The sequence below is a fragment of the Providencia xihuensis genome (genome assembly GCF_041953405.1).
GTDB lineage: Bacteria > Pseudomonadota > Gammaproteobacteria > Enterobacterales > Enterobacteriaceae > Providencia > Providencia vermicola.
This window is the reverse complement of record NZ_CP169565.1, coordinates 1,908,785-1,931,233: the sequence shown is the minus strand read 5'-3', so window position 1 is coordinate 1,931,233 and position 22,449 is coordinate 1,908,785. Positions and strand designations below refer to the sequence as shown.

Here is a 22,449-nt window from a genome sequence, read left to right as displayed (position 1 = left end):
TATGCAATCGCTTTTAATCTATTTGTTCTTTATTAATTCGCCCTCGCTATTATAAATAGCCATAAAGCGCTGCAAATACCCAACCAAACACACAGGATACACCAACCCCAATTAACCCGGGTAAGATAAAGCTATGGTTGATGACGAATTTACCGATACGCGTCGTTCCTGAACGGTCGAATTGAATCGCCGCAAGGTCGCTTGGGTAAGTTGGTAAAATATAGTAACCATAACATGCGGGTGCTGATGCAATAATATACGCGGGGTCAACACCAATACCTAACGCGATAGGCACAACCGCGGCCAATGCCGCTGCTTGAGAATTAACAAACTTAGATACCAGTAATAAGATGACCGCATACGCCCATGGGAAGTCTTTCACTAAAGACCCCAGTGTACTTTTAATTTCATCCATATGGGCGCCGAACATGGTTTCTGCCATCCACGCAATGCCATACACCGCCACAATCGCAATCATCCCCGAGCGGAATACTTCATTTTTCGAAATTTGCCCTGGATTGGTTTTACAGATAATGATGATGAGCGCACCCGCCAGCAACATAAACATCTGAATAACTAAAACCATCGATAACGGCTTGCCATTGACTAACGGCCTTAACTCAGAAAATGCGCCGAGTAATGCCACAACCACAATTGATGCTAAGAAAATCCACATCGCGACCCAGTTGATTTTCGGTAATTTTTTATCCAGCAATGTCACACTGCCACCATACACGTAATCATGGTTTTCAGGGACCGAAATAAATTCTTGGAATACAGGGTCTTTATCGAGATCTTTCCCTCTGAACCAACTAAAAATACCGATGGCTAAGATACCAATTAAGGTTGAAGGAATAGTAATTGCCAGTAAATCAAGGAATTCAAGAGACTTGCCATTAATAGTCACACCGTTAAGCATGGCAACTAGGGACACAACTGCAACAGAAACAGGGCTGGCGATGATCCCCATTTGTGCGCCAATACTACTTGCTGCCATTGGTCTTTCAGGACGGATATTATTTTTAATCGCCGCATCATAGATAATAGGTAAGATAGTATAAACAACATGCCCTGTACCACACAAAATGGTTAAGATACAAGTCACAAAAGGTGCCACAATAGAGATGTACTTAGGGTTTTTCCGTAGTAGTCGTTCTGCAATTTGTAGCATAACATCCAAACCACCTGATGCTTGTAACGTAGCTGATGCGGCAACAACAGCAATAATTACAAGCATAACATCAACAGGTGGTTTTCCTGGTGGTAATCCAAAACCAAATACTAAGATAACAAGACCTACCCCACCAAGAAGCCCTAATGCCATTCCCCCCTTTTTTGCCCCATAAAACAAGCAAACAAGGATAATGGCGAGTTGAATCATAAAGTCCATAGTTCCATCCTTTTATATGTATTTGCCTCCTATTATTGAGATGATTTTCAAGCATTAATTTGATTTATGATAATTTTAAAACCAATATAGTTTTATTTTTGTTGTGTTTATTTTGACCGCATCACACTATTTATCTTAAGTAACTGCGATACTAGCCAGTTCAAACAATAATTATGTAAAATCAATAAATTACACACCATTTCTTAACAAATAAGCCAAAATTAATTTACCTTTAGGTATCTTTATTCATCATTTTTCCTTTAGATAACTAACCTTGATATTGGTCGGTTATTTATTATTATTTTGCCTCTAATTAGTGTACAAATAAATTTACACCAACTGTAATTTACATTTGACACAATTCGCACAATCGCATAATCTGCATCACTTATTAATTATTCAGATTCAATTAGAGGAACTTGTGAAGAATCGTACTCTTGGCAGTGTGTTAATCGTTGCAGGAACAACAATAGGTGCAGGGATGTTGGCAATGCCACTTGCCGCTGCAGGCGTCGGTTTTACAGGCATCGTCTGTTTGCTTGTTGGGTTATGGATGTTAATGAGCTATACCTCATTATTATTAGTCGAGGTCTACCAACATAACCCTGCAAATATGGGGTTAGGTACCGTAGCAAAAAAATACCTTGGTCCAGCAGGACAAATCGTCACGGGTTTAAGCATGTTGCTACTGATGTATGCGCTAACAACCGCTTATATTGGTGGGGCTGGCGTATTGATTTCTGACAGTCTTTCATCTTGGTGGGGGATTACCATCAGTACCGAAGCGGCCATTATCGCCTTCACAATTATTGGTGGAGCTGTTGTATGTATTGGTACCCATTCGGTTGACTTTATTAACCGAATTTTATTTACCGCCAAAACAATTTTCTTAATCATCATGTTAGTTGTTATGATGCCACATGCTGAAGCGGTGAACTTAAGCACCATGCCTATTGAAAAAGGTTTAATTCTCGCCGCTGTTCCCGTTATATTCACCTCATTTGGCTTCCACGGTAGTGTTCCTAGCTTAGTTAACTATATGAATGGTGATGTGCGTAAACTGCGTATGATTTTCATTACAGGTAGCGCAATTCCATTGGTTGCATATATCCTTTGGCAGGTAGCAACACTTGGCTCAATCCCCTCAACAACATTTTTAGGTATTTTAGCACAAGAGTCTGGCTTAAATGGCTTGCTAACTGCCATTCGTGATGTGGTAGCAACACCACGGGTCAATATTGCTGTTAGCCTATTTATGGACTTAGCACTTGCGACTTCTTTCTTAGGTGTTGCTTTAGGATTATTTGACTACCTTGCTGACTTATTTAAACGCAGTAATAGCTTATTTGGTCGTATTCAAACGGGCTTATTAACCTTCGCTCCGCCATTACTTGCGGCACTGTTCTTTAGTAGCTTCGTGCAAGCCTTAACATACGCAGCTGTGGCATTATCTGTCCTTGCTTTAATTATCCCCGCCCTGCTCACTATGCGTGTTCGCAAGGTAGAAGATAAAGGTGAATACCAAGTTAAAGGTGGCATGCCTGTTTTAGCGATAGTATTACTCTGTGGTATTACTGTTATTGCTATTCAGTTCTCGATTGTTGCGGGTTTTCTACCTAACGTCGGCTAATAAATTGTTAAATTAAGCCGTAATTTGGATAACTTCAAATTGCGGTTTTTCTTTTATTTGTCATTCCCCTATTTCCAATAGCTTCCCTTCACTCTTTTATAGATCATATCAATCACGACGCCTCGAATATTGGCATTTAATATTTCAGTTCTCATTAAATGCTTATTATTGAAATTTATTTCTTTAATTACGTCATATACCGTAAATAATACTGAAAAGACAACCAAGCTACCTTGATTTACTGTTAACCAGAGGTTAATAAGGAAACTGTTAGACTCAACTAACTTTGAAGAAATCGTTCAAATTTTAGAGGAACAAACGGAACAACATAAGGAAACGATCATGAATATTGCACAACGCCTACAAAATAAAGGCCGCCAAGAAGGTATTCAGCAAGGAAGAGAAGAAGGTATTCAGCAAGGAAGAGAGGAAGGTATCGCTGAAGCCAAGATCACCATGGCAATCCAGTTGCTAAAAAATGGTGTTAGCCCTGAAATCATCATGAAAAGTACAGGGCTAAGTCATGATGTTTTGGCTTCATTACAATAACGCAATGAAAATCAACATGAATATCTAAGAAATCATAAACAAAAAGATAATAATTTGATTTAAAAGTATTTAATTGCAGCAAAATCAAGACCTATGCCCCTAGATGCAAATTACACAAGCAACTAAGGGCAATATAAACTAGGTTACAACGCTAGAATGAAAGACCAGCCCCTAAATAAAGACCATCTGCAATTTTTTCATTCGACTTGTTGTGTGAGCCTTTCATTTCAATTATACGATAGCCCGCATCAATAGATAACGGTTTAAATACCGTATAACGTGCGCCCGCTTTTGCTTCAACATAAGACTTGCTACCTGAAGTCAGTGACTCTGGTGCACCATAGGCTTCACCATAAATATTCAGTGAAGGCAGAGCCTGCCAGTTTAAACCACCACCCACAGCTAATGCTGCACCACTGCTGTTATTATCAGGGGATAAATATAAACCTTTACCGCCAACATAAGCAGAAAAAGGCCCAATAGGGAGACCAAATGTAGCGCCTAAACTGCCCATTTGACCATCATGGTCACTACGCGCCCAAGAACCATTAAACGCGAGGCCTGCATTTTGATTGCCTAAACCCGCTGATAATTCAGTATAGTGTTTGCCAGCTTGTGCGCTCACAGAAACAGCTTGAGCAGAATTCATAAAAAATGGGGACATCGCCGCCACTAATAACACCACTTTGCGCATTATTTTATCCTCTTTAAATTATTACCTACGGATATTACGCGATTTACACACGTTTCTCAGCCTTAATTACTCAGATTTACGCAACCTATTCAGCCAAAAGATAATTTCATCGCACCTAAGTCAGATTTAAATTTTAAATCTGTATTTTAAAAATCCAGCTTATCTCACATTCAATCACAGTAATTGGTTATATTAATTAGATAATCATATCAATAATTACTATACTGAATCACAAGTTTATTGTAGTGGTATTTTTGTTTTATTACAAAATAATAACTTTTTAGTTAGGTTTATGTAGTCATTAAATTCAAAATCAGGAGCATTGTGATGAAGAAAAAAGGCCTTACGACTGCCTCTGGCGCACCCGTCGCCAATAATAATAATGTCATGACCGCAGGTAAACGCGGCCCAATGTTGTTACAAGATGTCTGGTTCTTAGAAAAATTAGCCCATTTTGACCGCGAAGTGATCCCTGAAAGACGTATGCACGCCAAAGGATCTGGTGCATTTGGTACATTTACCGTCACCCACGATATTACGCCTTATACCCGCGCTAAAATTTTCTCTGAAGTAGGCAAAAAAACAGAAATGTTTGCCCGTTTTTCAACTGTAGCTGGCGAGCGTGGTGCTGCTGATGCAGAGCGTGATATTCGTGGTTTTGCACTCAAGTTTTACACTGAAGAAGGCAACTGGGACATGGTGGGTAACAACACACCTGTGTTCTACTTTCGTGACCCATTAAAATTCCCTGATTTAAACCACGTCGTAAAACGCGATCCTCGCTCCAACTTACGAACAATGGAACATAAATGGGCATTTTTCTCCCAATTACCCGAGTCTTTACACCAATTAACGATCGATGCTAGTGACCGTGGTATTCCACAAAGCTACCGCCATATGCACGGTTTTGGTAGCCACACTTACAGCTTTATCAATGCCAATAATGAACGTTTCTGGGTGAAATTCCACTTCCGCTGCCAACAAGGCATCGAAAACCTTTCCGATGAACAGGCTGAACAACTCGTGGGGAAAGATAGAGAAAGTTCACAGCGCGATTTATTTGAATCGATTGAAAAAGGGGATTTCCCTCGCTGGAATTTGCAAGTACAAATAATGCCTGAAAAAGAAGCTTCAAAGGTTCCTTATAACCCATTTGACCTGACTAAGGTTTGGCCACACAAAGACTATCCATTAATTGATGTAGGATATTTTGAACTAAACCGTAATCCAGATAATTACTTTGCTGATGTTGAGCAAGCTGCATTTAGCCCTGCTAACGTAGTGCCTGGTATTGGTTTCTCACCAGACAGAATGCTTCAAGGGCGTCTCTTCTCTTACGGTGATGCTCATCGTTACCGTCTTGGTGTTAACCATCATCAAATTCCTGTGAATGCGCCACGTTGCCCATTCCACAATTATCACCGTGATGGTGCAATGCGTGTTGATGGTAATAGCGGAAATCATGTTACCTATGAGCCAAACGAAGCGGGTTTATTCCAAGAACAACCTGATTTTAGTGAACCACCATTATCTATTGAAGGTGCCGCTGACCACTGGGATCATCGTGAAGACCAAGACTATTTCAGCCAACCACGCGCATTATATGAATTATTAGATGATGCCGAACACCAACGTATGTTTAAACGTATTGCTGGTGAGCTAATTGATGCCACAGAAGCCACGCAAGTGCGCCAAATTGCGTTATTCAAACAAGTTCACCCAGAATACGGTGCAGGTGTTGAGAAAGCGTTGAATGAATTAAAGAAATAAAAATATACCACGACGGGTAATCTGCCCGTCGTATTTCGTTCCCTACCTCCCTTCTGTATTTACATTCATTAATTCAAGCGATCTACTCTCCCTACTTTAAATTTAGGTTAAGTAAAGACAAAGTGAATTGGTATTTGGATGTATTAAGAAATAACTATGCAAATTTTGAAGGGCGCGCTAAACGTAAAAAGTATTGGATGTTTACATTATTCAACCCGATTATCTTTTTGGTATTGATTATATTAATCAGTATTTCAATGGATAGCTATATAGGTGAAATTGGCAGTATCGGCTATATAGCTTAGGGATTATTGTACCAAGTATCTCGGTCACCATTAAACACTTGCACGATATAGACAAATCAGGCTGGTGGTATCTTATCTCATTTGTTCCTTTCGGTGGGATTGTCTTATTTGTTTTTAGCATTCTTGGTGGTACTCCGAGTAATAATCGATTTGGTCCAGATCCAAAGGCCTAATTTTTTACTTATCAAGCCGATTCCTCGGCTTGATACTCTCAGTACAAGCAATATTGCCTACCCACAAACATTTTTATTCAGCTCATCGACCTTGAGCTAAAACCCAGCTTTTCACTTGCTGGCGAGACACTTTAATTCCCCCACTCTTTAAGCTAGGCTCTAACTGATAAAAGCTTTTCGGGTATTGATAGGGAGCAAGTTTGTCTTTTAACCAAACGGATAATTCACTGAGTGGTAAATCTGAGTCGCACTCCACCACGGCAACAGGGCGTTGACCAAATTCGGTATCATCAATGGGAATAATAAAACTTTGCGATACATTAGGGTGAGAATTAATGACTGCTTCAATATCTTCGGGTTGAACGCACTCCCCACCACTAATAAAGAGATTATCGAGGCGACCGAGTATTTGATACTCACCATCAATAAATGCGCCTTTATCATTCGTTTTAAACCAGCCATCAATACAATTTAAAGGCTTAATTTTACCGTCAAACCAATAGCCTAGAGCCTGACTCGTTGACTTAACTTGAACTTCATCAGCAACAACACGAATTTGTTTCCCTTTTAACGGTAGGCCTACACCACGTTTACCATCTGCACGCTTAGCACACACTGTCGAGGCCATTTCAGTCATACCATAGCCGCTCCAACATGCGATACCTCGACTTTCAGCTAAATCTGTTAATGCAACAGGAATAGAGGCTCCCCCCAACAACACTTCTTTAAGGGACAGTTGGCTGTCAAACTCACCATTAAGTAAACGCCATAATTGTGTTGGCACCAATGAAGCGTGAGTCACTCCTTGCAAAGCATCTATTAGTGGCGTACTTTTTAATGCGAGCGTTCCCCCTTTAAGCAGCCAACGCCAAACAATCCCTTGCCCAGAAACATGAAAAAGCGGTAGGGAAAGTAACCAACAATCGCCCTGTTGGTAGTCCATCGCATTAACGACACCATCTGCGCTACTGAGGTGCGCCTCAACGCTATGAACCGCCGCTTTAGGTAAGCCAGTTGATCCAGAGGTTAATATTAGTGTGGCTGGTTGTGTCACATGAATCTGAAAATTAACTGGCTGAAACTCATCATCACCAATAAAGTGGTAATACAGCTGATAGTCAAGATTTCGGTAATTTGAAAGTGTCTCAATATCATCAGTAAAATCAATCACGAAACTGATATCAAGATGGGGTAATAATTCCCTCAGCGTCCGTTCAGGTATCTTAGGGTTAAGAAGAAGAACACGCGCACCACAGGCAATCAGCGCCAGTTGGCTAAGTAATAACTCAACCGAGTTTTTACCCCGAAGAGCCACACATTGACCGTTCGTCACACCTTGCATTGAAAAATAGGTGACAAGATCTTTAACCTGTTGATTAAGTGAGTCCCAGGTTAAGCTCTCACAATCTGACTGTAAAGCAATTGAATTGGGTTGAAGATTGGCCCAATGCTGCCAAGGCCAATCTCTAAACTGCGTTAACTCTGCCATACAATGGTTAAGTCTTCTAACTGCTGTAATGGAATATCGCACTGCGGCCAAGGGCGGATTAACTGTGATTGAATTAAAGAAACCGTATCAAGGCCAGGGATAGTATTAGGTGTTAACCAATGCGCAACGCGAGCTAGCTGAGTTAAGCCAAAACTGCTTTCAATGGACGAGCTAATCACTGCTTGTAAGCCAAGGCGATGAGCATCTTCAACTAAAGAACGGCAATAGGCTAAGCTACCCGTAAGTGTTGGTTTAATCACAATTGCCGCAACACCCGCTTGAGCTTCCACCTTGAACCCCTCTTCTCGCACACTTTCATCCCATGCAATGTTAATGCCCGTATCAGCAGCAAATTGCAGAGACTCTTCACGCGTTTTACACGGCTCTTCTAAGAATGCGATACGATCACGATAGTCAGGGTTAACATATTTAGCAAACCCGTCCGCTTTCGTTCGTGTCCAACTGCGATTTGCATCAAGGCGTAGTTTGAGCTCAGGCACCGCTTCTAGCAACAAATTTGCTACCATGCCATCACGCACGGCCTCATATAAGCCCACTTTAACTTTCGCAACTTTTTCGCCTTCCATCGCATCAAGGCTTAAAATTAAGTCATCAGGATCACCACTACACAGTGGTGCTTTGCGATAGTCTGCGTCTTGGGGTAATTCGCCAGTTAGCTCAGCCACAGCACAACTACATCCAAATGCCACGGAAGGAAGTGGACTATCAGAAATTTTGCTGTCTTTCACCCATTCATTCAGGCGAACAATGGTTTCAGCGGTCGCTTCTTCCAAAGTTTCTTGACTGAATTCAGGTAGAGGTGAAATTTCCCCCCAACCTTCGTTATCCCCATCTTGCAAGCACACCAAAAGCCCATCACGTGTTTTGAGGCGTTGATAACGAAGGATAACACCTGCCTCCATAGGCAGGCTGAACGAATAAATTTTGGCTTTACGCATTACGGGTTACGCTTATATTTAGAGAAGTCAGGCGCACGTTTTTCGTTGAAGGCATTACGGCCTTCTTGACCTTCATCAGTCATATAGAACAGCATCGTCGCATTACCCGCCAATTCTTGCAGGCCTGCTTGGCCATCACAGTCCGCATTTAATGCTGCTTTCAAGCAACGCAGTGCCATTGGGCTATTCTCTAACATTTCACGACACCAGCGAACGGTTTCTTTTTCTAATTCTGCGTAAGGAACGACGGTATTAACCAGCCCCATATCTAATGCTTCTTTTGCATCATATTGACGGCATAAGAACCAGATTTCACGCGCTTTTTTCTGCCCTACAATACGCGCCATGTAAGATGCACCCCAACCGCCGTCAAAAGAACCTACTTTTGGCCCTGTTTGACCAAAAATCGCGTTATCCGCCGCAATCGTTAAATCACACATCATATGTAAAACATGACCGCCACCAATGGCAAAACCAGCAACCATTGCAACGACAGGTTTTGGACAGGTGCGAATTTGGCGTTGAAAATCTAAAACGTTTAAGTGATGAGTACCACTTTCATCACGGTATCCACCGTAATCACCGCGAATTTTTTGGTCACCGCCAGCGCAAAAAGCTTTTTCACCTTCACCCGTTAAAATAATAGTACCAATGTGGTCATCATAACGTGCGTCAGATAAGGCTTGGATCATCTCTTTAACCGTTTGAGGACGAAACGCATTGCGCACTTGCGGGCGATTAATCGTAATTTTCGCGATCCCTTCGGGGGATTTATGATACAGAATATCGTCAAACCCTTCGGAGCAATCTTGCCATTCAATAGGTGCGTACAGTTTTTCTTCGCTTGGATAAATCATTCTCAAATTCCTTTAACCACAGTGTGATAAAAAATGGTGAAGTGCAGTTGCATAGCCCACAGGATTTTCTCGATGAGCATTATGCCCTGCATTTTCAATCAGCGTTAATGGCAATGTGTATTGTTGCGAAACGCTTCGAAACTTTTGATCTCGCTCTCCACAAAAATAGTGGTACGGGCAAGATAATTGATGCAAATTTGGCACTAAAAACGGCTGCTGAGATAACGATGTACTCTCAAGCATGTCCGCAATACCTTGCGGATTATTTTCTTGACGCAATTCAATCAGTTTATTTCTCTGTTCTGGTGATAAATCCGCAAAAACAGCTTGTTGGTACCAATCATTTAGTACCTTTTTTATGGACTCTGTACGAAAACGTTGTGCCCATGCTTTATCATTCTTTTCACGGTCGCGTCTCGCCTGCATGTCATCCAACCCAACATTTCCGCCCTCTATAACCAACCCTAATAAACCTTTTGGCTGGTAAAAGCAGGCAAAATGCATAGCAAGGCGAGCTCCCAATGAATAACCTATCAAGTAATATTCATCAACATGATGATATTGCAGAAGTGCATTTAATTGCTCATCGAAGTGTTCGAAACCTTGACACGTCTCTTTCTGCGAAGCACCGTGTCCAGGCAAATTAATGGCTAGTGATCGGTAATCATTAAACTGTCTAATCACAGGAAGCCAATCATCTGCACTCCCCAGCAACCCATGAAGCCAAATGAGCCAAGGACCTGATTTTTCTGGATTGTACTGTGTAGCTGTTAGCATTATAGCTCCGAGACGACGCTGAGTAGCTGTTGTAACGTTCGAGCACCCTCATCACTGTCCACAACCAACTCCACAACCAATGTACCATACTGATTATGCCAAAATTGCTGGACAGTATTCTTTAAGCTTTCCCAATCTGTCGGGGCACAATACTGCAAGCCAAACATTTTTGCTGCAGGTTCAAAGCTGACATTCTGCGGCATACAATAATAATTTTGTCTCGCGTCAGCTGGGGTTGGCAGCATAGAGAATATTTGGCCGCCATTGTTATTGACAATAACCAAAATGGTCGGCGCTGAAGGTTTTCGTAATAACGCGAGGCTATTTAAGTCATATAAAGCTGACAGATCACCCACAATACCTAAGGTCGGTCTCGCCGTTGCACGCTGAACACCTGCCAATGTAGAAATTAATCCATCAATACCACTAGCTCCTCGATTGCTATAAACGGGATAACTAACAGGTAGTTGTGCGAATGAATCAATTAAGCGTACGATTAAACTATTACCCACAAATAATTGTCCACGCGGAGGAAGTAGTTCTGGGAGTTGATGTGCAACTGCGGCTTCAGAAAATTGACCTGAAAGTTGTTTTTCAACACAATTTTGAGTTTTCTCAGCAAGGCTCAATAATGCTTCACACCATAAGCTGCGCGGCTGAGCGGGATGGTTATCAAGCCAGCCCTTAATCGAACAAGTCAACTTGCGGCCCATGTGATTCGCAGGGTCTAAACGTTGTGGTATTGAGTCCACAATCCAGTACTCTTTCGGTTGGCAATTCGCTTGCCATTGCAACAAACGTTTACCTGTAATACTTGAGCCAAACTGCACCACTAATTCAGCACTCTGCAATATAGCTTGAGCACTCGGGTTTTGTAACCATAAATCACTGCAAGGATAGGGCTGCCCCGTTTGAGATAACACATCACCAAGAACGGGCCAGCCCAACTCTTGAGCCCACAGGGCAACTAATTCGCCTTCAGTAGCATTCATTCGCCCTGCGATGACAACACCCTTTTTCTGACGCCAAAAGTACCAATCCGCCACGAGTGCAACCGTATGTGTTAACGGCTCACTTAACCATGGGTGGTTTGAGTTCCACCAATCACCTAATGTTTGCTGCCATTCATACTCCCCCTCATTTTCGCCATAGAGGGGTTCAGCAAATGGGCAGTTAATATGAAAAGCACCATGATGGAGTTGGTTCATGCCGTTATCAACAGCAGTCACCAGCCATTTAGCGGAAATATCTCTCGTTGGACGAGGCAGCATCAATGACTGAGTCGGATGCGAAGCAAATATATGGGTTTGGCGAATAGCTTGATTTGCACCACAATCAATCAGTTCAGGAGGACGGTCAGCTGTCAAAAAAATAACGTTTTCACCCGTTAACCCAGCTTCTATCAATGAAGGATACAAATTAGCCACCGCAGTACCTGAAGTCACTATCACGCCGACAGGCTCACCGCTTGCCTTAGCCAGTCCGAGCGCAAGATGACCTAAGCCACGCTCATCAAAATGCGTATGGCAATGCAATTTTGGATTGTTACTTGCCGCTAACGTTAAAGGCGTCGAACGGGAGCCTGGCGCGATACAAATGTGTTTCATACCATGACGGCTAAGTGCTTCAATGATCACTTCAGCCCAACGGATATTAAATGCAGAATTCGACATAATATGCTCAGCAAATTATTAATTATCAATCAGTTTAGACTGATAGAAAAAAGTTTCTTGATCTCAGAACAATTTTTGATGAACTAATTGAAAATAAAAAGGAATAACCTTTTTTATTCTAAGGTTTTTAGCCATTACCAAACAACGATTTTAAACCCGCTGCTTTATTTTCAATTTCTTCCCACTCTTGTTCAGGAGCTGAATCTCTCACTATGCCAGCGCCTGAGTATAATGAAACTTGCGAACCATTAATTTGCGCACAGCGCAAAGAAACGGCAAACTCGCTTTTATTTAAGCTAATAAATCCGCCTGTTCCCGCATACCAGCCACGAGAAAAAGGTTCATTCTTTGCAAGAAATTGCCTTGCTGCCTGTCGTGGTAAGCCACATACAGCGGCTGTTGGCTGAAGTCGTTGCAAACAATCGCTGTCTGAAGGCTCAATCAGCGTTGCCACGATAGAACGATATAAATGTTGAATTTTTCTCAAGCGGATCACTTTCGCCGATGAAACATCTACTCCCGTAACAGCCCCTTGCAATTGTTGGCAAATATCATCCACGACAACTAAATTCTCGTGTTGATTTTTTTTGTCTTCCATTAACCATTTTGCTTGTTCCGCCGCAATGTTATCATCAGGATCATTCGCCACTGTACCAGCTAGAGCCTCTGAATTAAGCTGTGTCCCCTGCCTCAGATATAAACGTTCTGGCGTCGAAGAAATAAAGCCCGAATGTTTGTCAAACGCCATCATAAAATGGTAACAATAGTGGTTAACTTGTTGACTGGCAGATAAAAGCTCCGCGACTGAAATCGCATTTGATAGTGTGAGTTGGGTCTCCCGCGCCATAACCACTTTTTCCATCTTACCTGCTTTCATATCGCTAATGGCGCAATTTAATAAACGGCACCATTCATCATGGCAAGGAATATGTTTTTGCTCAGTAATCGACGCAGAAAGCGTTAGTGAGACATTTGGTGCCGCTGTCAGTTGCGAAAGAAATAAAATTGCAGCCTGAATGTCATCTTTTCCATCAATATTCAAGTTCACATTAATTGTTGAGCGCAGCCGATGAATCTCTAAACGCGGGAGAAAACAATATGTTGCTTGCTGTTTTTCTTCATCTGTGAGGCCATCCCCCACTGCATTCCAACCATTTAAGCCCCACAAACGCACATCAGGTATCTGTGGGTTTTGGGATAAGAAATATTCGGCATCCTCAATAGAGCAAAAGGATTTAACACGTCCCAACGCACTGCATTCCTCTGCACCTGTACGTTGATACCAATAAAATTGCGGGTAACAAGCTTGCGAAGATAACCATGCTAAACCAGGAAAAATGGTTTGCTCGTCAAGTTGCCAAACAAGTCGTACGTATTCTTTGTTTCCCAGTGCCAATGTAGACAAGTGTTCCAGAATTTCAGCTATTACATTATCAATTTTTTTATTTATCACTTTAGATCCCTACTGCCACAGCACATAGATTTACACCAATTATTATATAGCGCAATGTAATGCATTAATACATTGATTAATTATTGTATCTATAACTAGTCTCCCACAAGCACGCCTTTACTTATTCACAAAGACCAGCCAAAGCTGAGATTCGATGCTCTGCTTGCATCTAGTATAGTTTATTCTAACAATTATATAATGACATATTCATTTAATTAATTGATATTTTGTGGCTTTATCACTGTTCTTGGGATTACATTACCGATTTATTGGCCAATCAACTGCTTTACATCATCGATGCCAAGGATTAAATGGGGAGCGGACATTGATTCGTATAAAATATACTCGATTCTATTTATCGTATTTCATTATGAAACATATCTTTAATATCAATTGAACACGGAAAGTACAATACCTTATCTTATGGTACGATACTTTCTCCCTATCCTCTTTCCATATAAGATTATTTTTATAAAATTAATCTTTCTATTAATTAAGCTAATTTTATAAATACAAATTTTTACTATTGTGATACGCACATTGAGTTATTTTTTAGCGATGATTTTCATTTTTTAGTATCAACCCCCGTCATCACTTTCTAGTAGGTTATTCAATATAAAGCGCTCACCTTATGCTTTACCAATGATTAATTTCCATTGAATAGAACTAATTCAGACACCTACTGTACATACGTCTCCAAACAATGAATCAAGTTAAAAATTCATTACTCATTAACTTAATAAATCTGGAATTCATAATGTATATTCAAGAAAACTATGACCGAATTATTGAAAAAGAAAATATAGGAAATGCAACATTAGCATTGTTAACTAACCAAGATACGCTTTCTGCGCGTTCCGCAGGTATATTTACCTTAGATGATTTAGTCAATATTCATAAACATGTTCGTTTCGCACTTTCTCTTCCTTTACGAGAAATAGATATTTTGAAATGGTTTGGTATCAATAGTTCAACAGAACTACCGATTAACCATCATGATTTAACAAGTGCAATTATTGATATTCGAAATCATGCAAATAGTTGGGATAACGTAGAACAACAAGTTAAAGAACAATCTGTTAATTTATCACTGACAAGTCGCAATATTACACAAACAGGAAATCAGATAATTGAATATATTAACCACATGCCTATTTTGCAAAGAATATCCGATAGTCTAGATGATTTAACCACAAATGACTTAGATAAAATAACCTATCAAAATGATGACCAACAAATTGCTACTGAGCTTGTTAGCATTTTAAATATAATTAAAAATGACATTAAGCAGCAATCAATAAAGACAATAAAAATTAAAAATACAGTATCAGATTTTAGAGCTTACATTACAGGCGGATACCTCTCAAATTTTGAGCATGTTGAATCACTTCTATTTAATATAAAAGGTATTTATCAGCAACTCGAACCGACCAATCAAGATAGCACCGAATCTTTTTTGAAAGAAATGATTGAATTTAAAAAGCAAGATATTATGCAACTAGAACAAGAATATTCTCACTTTATTAAATTATGTTTTACTGGATTAGCTGGCGGAATTATTGGCCTAGTCATTACCAGCAGCATTTTTGGACCTAAAGCCGATTTGATAAGAACCAGAAAAAATGAACTACTGAAAGAAATTGCCGAAATAAACACCAAGATAAACAATGAAAAATTAATTCAAAAAACAATTTTCGATATCCAACTTAACTTACATAAACTTGAGGGACTATTTAAAGATGCTAGATTAGCGATTGACCACCTTGACTATATGTGGCTAGTTATTTTAACAGAAATAAAACAGTCAATTGATATTTTTCAGCGAATAAACAATGCAGACAAACTCATTCGATTTATTGCCCAGTTCAAGAAAATTATTATGTCTTGGAGTTCAATTCAAGATTACTCAGTTCATTTAATTACATTATTTGATGAGCTACAAAAAAATAACACATCATCTCAATAAAAGGCATTAATATGCATGACAACCTTGATTTACCAATGTTACCCCCTATTGATATTTATCAGTTAAGATGTATTTCAAATAATATCGTTGCATTTAATAAAAGCATCATGAGTTATGACTATATTATTTACGGACGAATTCAAAAAATCGCAATTAAAACAGAGCGTCTCAATGAGTTGATCCGGAATTCGATTCCAATATTACGCATCAAAATTAATTATATAATAGACAATGAGTTAAATAACCCCCAAAGCTCAACAACCAGCGAAGATAGCTATTCAGATATTAAAAAACAACTTCTAACCGCCAATTTTATTGATGATTTAATGGATGCAAAGTTAGAATTAGAAAAACTTATTTCAAAAATACGCTACGCAAATGAATCACTACTGATCTTTCACCTTAACGAACCTAATAAGTTAAAACTAACCCAGTACACTAGCCAAAAAGAAATCCTTTTGACATCCAAGCACAGTATGCAAGCTAAAATAAATGATTTACACAAGAATTATTCTATTATTATGGCTGCTGAAGATATTGTTTTGCGAGCAAAGCTAACTGATTTTTTTGATAAGTATTTTAAAGGGAAAGAGTTAATTGACGCTCTAAACATCCCCCCAAATAAAAAAGATATTTTAAAATCTGCAATTAGTTATATTAGAAACCTGCTAACAATGGTAGATGATGGCCTTGAATTTGCTAAATTAGTTGATGTTAGATTGTACTTAAATGACCAAATTATTGAGCACAAAGAAGAACTTAATACCATTGATACAAATATTTTTAGACTCACACAACTAATGTCTCTTTCCAATGAAGTTACTGCCATCGATTTACATAAACAAACCATTATCCACCAAGTTGGATTACTCAAAAATTACTGGGAGTCATGGTGTCAATATATTAGTGAAAAGATATCAGAACAACCCCTTAACTTAGTACAAATCAATACGGCAAGCCAAATGCTGATGACTTATTTGAATGATGTGGAATATCAATACCAACGCCAGCTACCCGATTAAAAAAAAACCGGTTACTTTGCAGTAACCGGCTTCATATTACTTAGACTGTATTCATTAACCAACGATTGCTACAGCTAATGCTGAAATATCAATAAGCGGTTGTGGCCAAACACCGAAGACAATGGCTGCAATTGCACAGACAGCTGCAAAAACCGTACCCAGAGTTGCTTTTTCAGGGCCAGTATAACGTTCAGCATGTTCTGCATCACGACTGTACAGGCTTGCCATAAAGCGCAGGTAATAGTACAAACCGATTGCACTACCGACCACAACAGCACCTGTTAACCACCACAGTTCGGCATTTACCGCTGAAACAATCACATAGAATTTACCAATAAACCCTAATGTAATAGGAATACCTGCTAAGGATAACAGTGCGACTGTCATCACAGTTGCAAGCACAGGCTTGTGCCAGAACAACCCACGAAATGCGCTGAAATCGTCTTGATCATCACCACGATAAGGGCTAGAAACGATACTGATCACGCCAAATGCGCCCAAACTTGCAAACAAGTAACCGACTAAATAAATTGCAATCGTTACTTGTGAAGCAACAGGGTCAATACGCAGGGCAACCAGTGCCACTAACAGATAACCCATATGGGAGATAGAGGAGTAACCCAGTAAACGTTTTGCGCTTTTTTGTGTGATAGCCAGTAAGTTACCAAACAGAATAGACGCAATTGCAATCACTGAAATAACAATTGTCAGTGTGTCGCTACTGGTAATTGGCGCTTCCATAAAGACACGCACTAATACCGCAAAAATAGCTATTTTACTGCCCGTTGCTAGGAAAGCTGAAACTGGTGCTGGCGCGCCTTGGTAAACGTCTGGTGTCCACAATTGGAATGGAAACAGTGACAGTTTAAAACCAAAGCCAACAATCAGCATACCGAAACCAATCATCACTAATGGTGCGTGAATTTGGCTATCAGAAAGGCTTTGACCAACCGCAGCAAAACTTAAGCTGCCAGATTCTGCGTACAGCAACGCAATACCAAATAACAGGAACGAAGAGGCTGCTGCAGATAACAGCATGTACTTAATCCCTGCTTCCAGTGTACGTTTACGTTCGAAGGTATACGCCACTAAACCAAACAGCGGTAATGAAATCAGCTCGATACCGATAAACATTGATGCCATATGATTTGACATGGATAACAGCACACCACCTGCGACGGCAATTGCGACTAACAGATGGAATTCATCTCTGTTATCACCAAAGCCTTCTAACCAGTGGTAAGCGAAGATACTGGTGCCGATACCTGCGATCAGGACAAGCGCACTATAGAACAGCGCAAAGCCATCAACACGGATAAGCGAAGTCACATCCATTAGGTAGCCGTCGGCTACCCAAATGAGTGAAAGCAACGCAATGATAAAACCCGATACTGTCAGCGCGGCACTAGTCAGGTGATCGCGTCGCCACGCAATGGACAGCATCACAACCACCGCCGTCAACCCGACGATCATCAGTGGTAGTATTGCGATCAGTTCTTGAGGAGTTATTGTCATGGCGAATTACAGCCCTAATGTTGTTAGTGAAGCAGAATACAGGTTATGCAATGTTTCCATTGAACCAACTGATGTATCTAAAATTGGTTGTGGATAGAAACCGATAATAACCAGTAAAGCAGCCAGAGCCAGTAGCACACCGAATTCACGCGCCGTTAACCCTTTCATTTCTTTTTCTGATTTTGGTGTACCGTAGTAAGTCTGCTGCATCATCCACAGTGAGTAGATAGAAGCAAACACCACACCAAATACCATAATGCAGGTCACTAATGTGAATTGGCTGAAGCTACCGAATAGGATCATGAATTCGCCAATGAAGTTACCTGTACCTGGCATTCCTAGCGTTGCCGCAGCAAAGAACAGGGACATTCCTGGTAACCATTTAATGCGTTTCCACAATCCACCCATCATGCGCATATCACGCGTTTGCGTACGCTCATACAGTTGGCCACTGATGATAATCAGCGCTGCACCTGACAGACCGTTGGTGATCATTTGGATTACAGCACCTTGGTACGCCAACACTGAGCTTGCATAAATCGCCACGGTCACAAACCCCATATGGGATAAGCTACTGTATGCCGCCAGACGTTTAATGTCGGTTTGTTTGAACGCTAACCATGCACCATAGAAGATACTGACCACACCCAGAGTCATTGCCACTGGCGTGAACTGGATAGACGCTTCTGGGAACAGAGGCAAAGTAAAACGTAACAGACCATACGCAGCGGTTTTTAGCATAATACCCGAGATATCTACCGAACCTGCGGTTGGTGATTGCTCTTGGGTATCCGCCATCCAACCATGGAATGGTACCAGAGGCATTTTAACAGCGAAGGCAATAAAGAAGCCTAACATCAACATGAATGCGACGCTGCTAGACATTTGCGTGCCTAATAACTGGTCGTAATCAAATGTTAAGGTACCCGTTGAGTTGAAGTGTGCCAGTGCCAATCCAATGATGGACACTAACATAATCAAACCACTTGCCTGCGTATAGATAAAGAACTTGGTCGCGGCTTTAATGTGTTGTCTGTTTTCTGACCCTTTGTGTCCCCAGTTTGCAATCAGGAAGTACATTGGGATCAGCATCATCTCCCAGAAGAAGAAGAACAAGAACAGGTCAACCGCCGTGAAAATCCCCATCACCCCTGTGATAATCCACAAAAGGTTAAAGTGATACGCACCTTGGTTCTTTTGGTTTTCACTCCATGAGCTCAGAATCGAGAACGCCCCCATGATAGCCGTCAAAACGACCATCAACAGTGATAAACCGTCAATCGCTAAGTGAATGTTGATTCCCAGTGCAGGGATCCACGACATGAAAAACTCGGATTGCCATAGTGGAACGCCTTGTGGGTTAGCCAGAGAGTAGCTCCCTTGTAACCACAATTGCACGGAAATAATAAGTGTTAATCCCATCGTCGCCAGCGCAATCCAACGTGGAGCGCGGTGACTGAACCGGTCAGCCTGCCAACTTAGCAGGCCACCGATGAAGGGAATAAGTATTAGCCAGGGTAGTAGCATGGCGCAATGTGTCCCTTAATTAAACCAAAAGCAGCAGAGCAAGAATCAGCACTGCACCCAGCCCCAATGAGGCAACATACCAACGGATCTGGCCGTTTTCACTCACTGCAAGTCCTTTATTTGCCCAACGTGAAAGATGTGCAGGAATATTCATCAGTGAGTTAATCGGATCGCTTTCCAGTAGCCATGCAATACCTTTAAACGGTTTCACAAAGACTACATCATACAGCCAGTCGAATCCCCATGCTTGGTACCACCAAGCACTGAAGAAGCGGCCAACCGCCGTTTTCGCGATAGCATCAACAATGGAACGTCTGAACAGATAGAGGAATACCGCAATCAACAAACCTGCGATTGCAAACCCGCCCGAAATCGCTTCAAGTAAGACTTTACCGTCTTCACTTCCTGCGGCTTCCGCTGGGAACACCCCTTCTAATGGTTGGTGGATTAATGCACCAACAAACGTTGCAAGGATAGCCAGAATGCCAAGTGGCAATGTGTGAGTGATGCCTTTAACCTTGTGCGCTTTGATTTTTGCTTCACCATGAAACACGATGAAAATCATACGGAAGGTATAAATTGCAGTCATTAATGCACCGAGGATACCTGCCCACAGCAACACAGTCTGTCCATCAAGCTTAGCTCCCCACAAAATCGCATCTTTACTGTAGAAACCTGCGGTAAACAGTGGCAATGCTGCCAGTGCGCTTCCGCCGATTAACATCACAGCATAAATGAATGGAATTTGCTTACGCAACCCACCCATTTTGAAGATGTTTTGCTCGTGGTGGCAAGCGAGGATCACCGAACCTGCTGACAGGAACAACAATGCTTTGAAGAAAGCGTGCGTCATCAGGTGGAAAATCGCCGCATCCCAAGCTTGAACACCCAGAGCCAAGAACATATAACCAATTTGGCTCATGGTTGAATAAGCGAGGACACGTTTGATATCCGTTTGGACCACTGCTGCAAAACCTGCCAGTACGAGTGTTACCGCACCCACAACGCCGACTAAGTGTAATACTTCAGGCGCTAACAGGAACAGAACATGGGTACGTGCGATTAAGTAGACACCCGCGGTTACCATGGTTGCGGCGTGGATCAGTGCAGAAACTGGTGTTGGGCCCGCCATCGCATCAGCTAACCATGTTTGTAATGGTAGCTGTGCAGATTTACCGACTGCGCCACCTAATAACATCAAGGTTGCCCAGTTGATTGCGCTTGAACCCTCAGCAAATTTCTGAGGTGCTAACACCGCCATTTCGCTGAAATTCAGTGTGCCCAGTTCATTCCACAGAATAAACATACCGATAGCAAGGAACACGTCACCGATGCGCGTCACAAAGAACGCTTTCATCGCGGCTTTGCCGTTATCTGGATTAGTGTAATAAAAACCAATCAACAAGTAACTGCACAGCCCTACCCCTTCCCAACCGAGATACATCAGCATCATGTTATCGGCGAGGACTAAAACCACCATGCTCGCGATAAACAGGTTGGTGTAAGCGAAGAAACGTGAGTAACCTTCCTCGCCACGCATATACCAAGAGGCATACACGTGAATAAGGAAGCCCACACCCGTTACCACACCTAACATAGTCAGTGACAGACCATCTAACATCAGGGTGAATGGGATATTAAAGGTACCGACAGACATCCAAGTCCAAAGTGGCTGAATAAACACACCAGCGTCGGGTTGAGCTAAAAATTCGTTACCAGCATAGAATGCGACGAGGGCAGCTAAGCCGACCGACCCCGCACCAATAATGGCCGAAACGTTTTCTGACCAGCGTCCACGGGAGAAGGCTAACAACACCGACCCCAGTAAAGGCAACAGAATAGTTAAATAGAGTAGGTTCATCCGCGCATCTCACTGACTTTATCAATATTCAGGTTCTGACGATGACGATGGAGTTGCAGTAACAACGCCAATCCAATACTCGCCTCCGCTGCAGCCAGTGCGATTGCCAAGATATACATAATCTGGCCGTCTGGTTGCCCCCAAAAACTCCCTGCAACGACAAATGCCAGTGCAGTTGAGTTAATCATGATTTCCAGTCCGATCAACATGAAAAGCAAGTTGCGGCGGATAACAAGGCAGCTAAGCCCCATCACAAATAGAATTGCCGCTAAAATCAGACCATGTTCTAGAGGTATCATTTTTGCTCCTCCGCAATGCTAACAAGGTCAGCACCGTTTTCTTTGCGGTCACGTCCAACATGGAATGCGACGACGATACCTGCCAATAACAGCAGTGAAGCAAGTTCAACAGCCAGAACATATGGCCCGAACAAGCTGATACCGACTTCTTTCGCCCCAATCACCGTGCCATCAATGCCCTTCTCGTAAGATAAAGAAGTGATGCCGTAAACCAGGATAGCCAGTAACACTGCGGATAAACCCGCTGGACCAATCCAGTTTTTCGGCGTTAGCCAAGCCCGCTCTTGTTCTTGCACAGAGCGGCCTAGGTTCAGCATCATGACGACGAACACAAACAAGACCATAATGGCACCTGCGTAAACGATGATTTCCAGCGCACCCGCGAAATACGCGCCGAGTGAGAAGAACACCATTGACAGTGCCAGCAGAGAAACAACCAGATACAACAGTGCATGCACCGGGTTGGTATTCGTTATCACCCTCAAAGTTGCAAGTATTGCAACCAGACCGGCGATATAAAATGTAAATTCCATGAATATC

Annotated in this window: 18 protein-coding genes and 1 pseudogene; 6 read left to right on the top strand and 13 right to left on the bottom strand. The window is 41.7% G+C overall.

Annotated features, from left to right (window positions below):
* Positions 1–49 precede the first annotated feature (49 nt).
* The gene (locus ACE2AL_RS08530; protein WP_206082329.1) at positions 50–1,390 is read right to left on the bottom strand and encodes an anaerobic C4-dicarboxylate transporter; all 1,341 of its coding nucleotides are present in this window, start codon (positions 1,388–1,390) and stop codon (positions 50–52) included.
* A 481-nt stretch (positions 1,391–1,871) separates the two neighbouring features.
* Between ACE2AL_RS08530 and tyrP the strand changes: the two genes are divergently transcribed.
* On the top strand, positions 1,872–3,020 hold the full coding sequence (tyrP, locus tag ACE2AL_RS08525; RefSeq protein ID WP_272539635.1) for a tyrosine transporter TyrP: 1,149 nt from the start codon (positions 1,872–1,874) through the stop codon (positions 3,018–3,020).
* A gap of 342 nt (positions 3,021–3,362) precedes the next feature.
* The gene (locus tag ACE2AL_RS08520) at positions 3,363–3,569 is read left to right on the top strand and encodes a hypothetical protein (protein WP_349422365.1); all 207 of its coding nucleotides are present in this window, start codon (positions 3,363–3,365) and stop codon (positions 3,567–3,569) included.
* A gap of 151 nt (positions 3,570–3,720) precedes the next feature.
* On the opposite strand, the gene ACE2AL_RS08515 is transcribed toward ACE2AL_RS08520, so the two are convergent.
* Complete coding sequence (locus ACE2AL_RS08515; protein WP_206082332.1) at positions 3,721–4,263, bottom strand: YfaZ family outer membrane protein; 543 nt, start codon at positions 4,261–4,263, stop codon at positions 3,721–3,723.
* A gap of 327 nt (positions 4,264–4,590) precedes the next feature.
* Between ACE2AL_RS08515 and ACE2AL_RS08510 the strand changes: the two genes are divergently transcribed.
* The gene (locus ACE2AL_RS08510) at positions 4,591–6,033 is read left to right on the top strand and encodes a catalase (RefSeq protein WP_206082333.1); all 1,443 of its coding nucleotides are present in this window, start codon (positions 4,591–4,593) and stop codon (positions 6,031–6,033) included.
* A 122-nt stretch (positions 6,034–6,155) separates the two neighbouring features.
* Positions 6,156–6,511: pseudogene (locus tag ACE2AL_RS08505) on the top strand (DUF805 domain-containing protein).
* 82 nt (positions 6,512–6,593) lie between these two features.
* Here the strand turns inward: ACE2AL_RS08505 and menE are convergent.
* The 6 genes from menE to ACE2AL_RS08475 form a co-directional block, all read right to left on the bottom strand.
* The gene (gene menE, locus ACE2AL_RS08500) at positions 6,594–8,000 is read right to left on the bottom strand and encodes an o-succinylbenzoate--CoA ligase (RefSeq protein WP_353169003.1); all 1,407 of its coding nucleotides are present in this window, start codon (positions 7,998–8,000) and stop codon (positions 6,594–6,596) included.
* Positions 7,988–8,959 carry an o-succinylbenzoate synthase gene (menC, locus tag ACE2AL_RS08495; RefSeq protein WP_375084243.1) on the bottom strand — a complete coding sequence of 324 codons (972 nt, stop codon included), beginning with the start codon at positions 8,957–8,959 and terminating at the stop codon, positions 7,988–7,990. The genes menE and menC overlap by 13 nt, the downstream gene beginning before the upstream one ends.
* On the bottom strand, positions 8,959–9,816 hold the full coding sequence (gene menB / locus ACE2AL_RS08490) for a 1,4-dihydroxy-2-naphthoyl-CoA synthase (protein WP_206082336.1): 858 nt from the start codon (positions 9,814–9,816) through the stop codon (positions 8,959–8,961). Before menB ends, menC begins: the two co-directional genes overlap by 1 nt.
* 12 nt (positions 9,817–9,828) lie before the next feature.
* Positions 9,829–10,593, bottom strand: coding sequence for a 2-succinyl-6-hydroxy-2,4-cyclohexadiene-1-carboxylate synthase (menH, locus tag ACE2AL_RS08485; RefSeq protein WP_272539639.1), 765 nt, complete (start codon positions 10,591–10,593; stop codon positions 9,829–9,831).
* Positions 10,593–12,266 carry a 2-succinyl-5-enolpyruvyl-6-hydroxy-3-cyclohexene-1-carboxylic-acid synthase gene (gene menD, locus ACE2AL_RS08480; protein ID WP_272681859.1) on the bottom strand — a complete coding sequence of 558 codons (1,674 nt, stop codon included), beginning with the start codon at positions 12,264–12,266 and terminating at the stop codon, positions 10,593–10,595. Before menD ends, menH begins: the two co-directional genes overlap by 1 nt.
* A gap of 127 nt (positions 12,267–12,393) precedes the next feature.
* Positions 12,394–13,719 (bottom strand): isochorismate synthase, encoded by a 1,326-nt coding sequence (locus tag ACE2AL_RS08475; RefSeq protein WP_353168998.1) that lies wholly within the window; start codon positions 13,717–13,719, stop codon positions 12,394–12,396.
* A gap of 757 nt (positions 13,720–14,476) precedes the next feature.
* Here ACE2AL_RS08475 and ACE2AL_RS08470 point away from each other — a divergent pair.
* Entirely contained in the window at positions 14,477–15,685 is a 1,209-nt protein-coding gene (locus tag ACE2AL_RS08470; RefSeq protein WP_272539641.1) for an alpha-xenorhabdolysin family binary toxin subunit A, read from the top strand.
* 11 nt (positions 15,686–15,696) lie between these two features.
* Positions 15,697–16,707 (top strand): alpha-xenorhabdolysin family binary toxin subunit B, encoded by a 1,011-nt coding sequence (locus ACE2AL_RS08465; RefSeq protein ID WP_349414931.1) that lies wholly within the window; start codon positions 15,697–15,699, stop codon positions 16,705–16,707.
* Positions 16,708–16,761: 54 nt separating this feature from the next.
* On the opposite strand, the gene nuoN is transcribed toward ACE2AL_RS08465, so the two are convergent.
* The 5 genes from nuoN to nuoJ are packed head-to-tail and all read right to left on the bottom strand — an operon-like array spanning position 16,762 to position 22,442.
* Positions 16,762–18,222: an NADH-quinone oxidoreductase subunit NuoN gene (gene nuoN, locus ACE2AL_RS08460; RefSeq protein WP_349422353.1), complete on the bottom strand. Its 1,461-nt coding sequence runs from the start codon at positions 18,220–18,222 to the stop codon at positions 16,762–16,764.
* Positions 18,223–18,228: 6 nt separating this feature from the next.
* Complete coding sequence (gene nuoM, locus ACE2AL_RS08455) at positions 18,229–19,749, bottom strand: NADH-quinone oxidoreductase subunit M (RefSeq protein WP_206082343.1); 1,521 nt, start codon at positions 19,747–19,749, stop codon at positions 18,229–18,231.
* A 19-nt stretch (positions 19,750–19,768) separates the two neighbouring features.
* Entirely contained in the window at positions 19,769–21,610 is a 1,842-nt protein-coding gene (gene nuoL, locus ACE2AL_RS08450; protein WP_272539643.1) for an NADH-quinone oxidoreductase subunit L, read from the bottom strand.
* Entirely contained in the window at positions 21,607–21,909 is a 303-nt protein-coding gene (gene nuoK, locus ACE2AL_RS08445) for an NADH-quinone oxidoreductase subunit NuoK (protein ID WP_004912233.1), read from the bottom strand. The genes nuoL and nuoK overlap by 4 nt, the downstream gene beginning before the upstream one ends.
* Positions 21,906–22,442 (bottom strand): NADH-quinone oxidoreductase subunit J, encoded by a 537-nt coding sequence (gene nuoJ / locus ACE2AL_RS08440; RefSeq protein ID WP_206082345.1) that lies wholly within the window; start codon positions 22,440–22,442, stop codon positions 21,906–21,908. The genes nuoK and nuoJ overlap by 4 nt, the downstream gene beginning before the upstream one ends.
* Positions 22,443–22,449 lie beyond the last annotated feature (7 nt).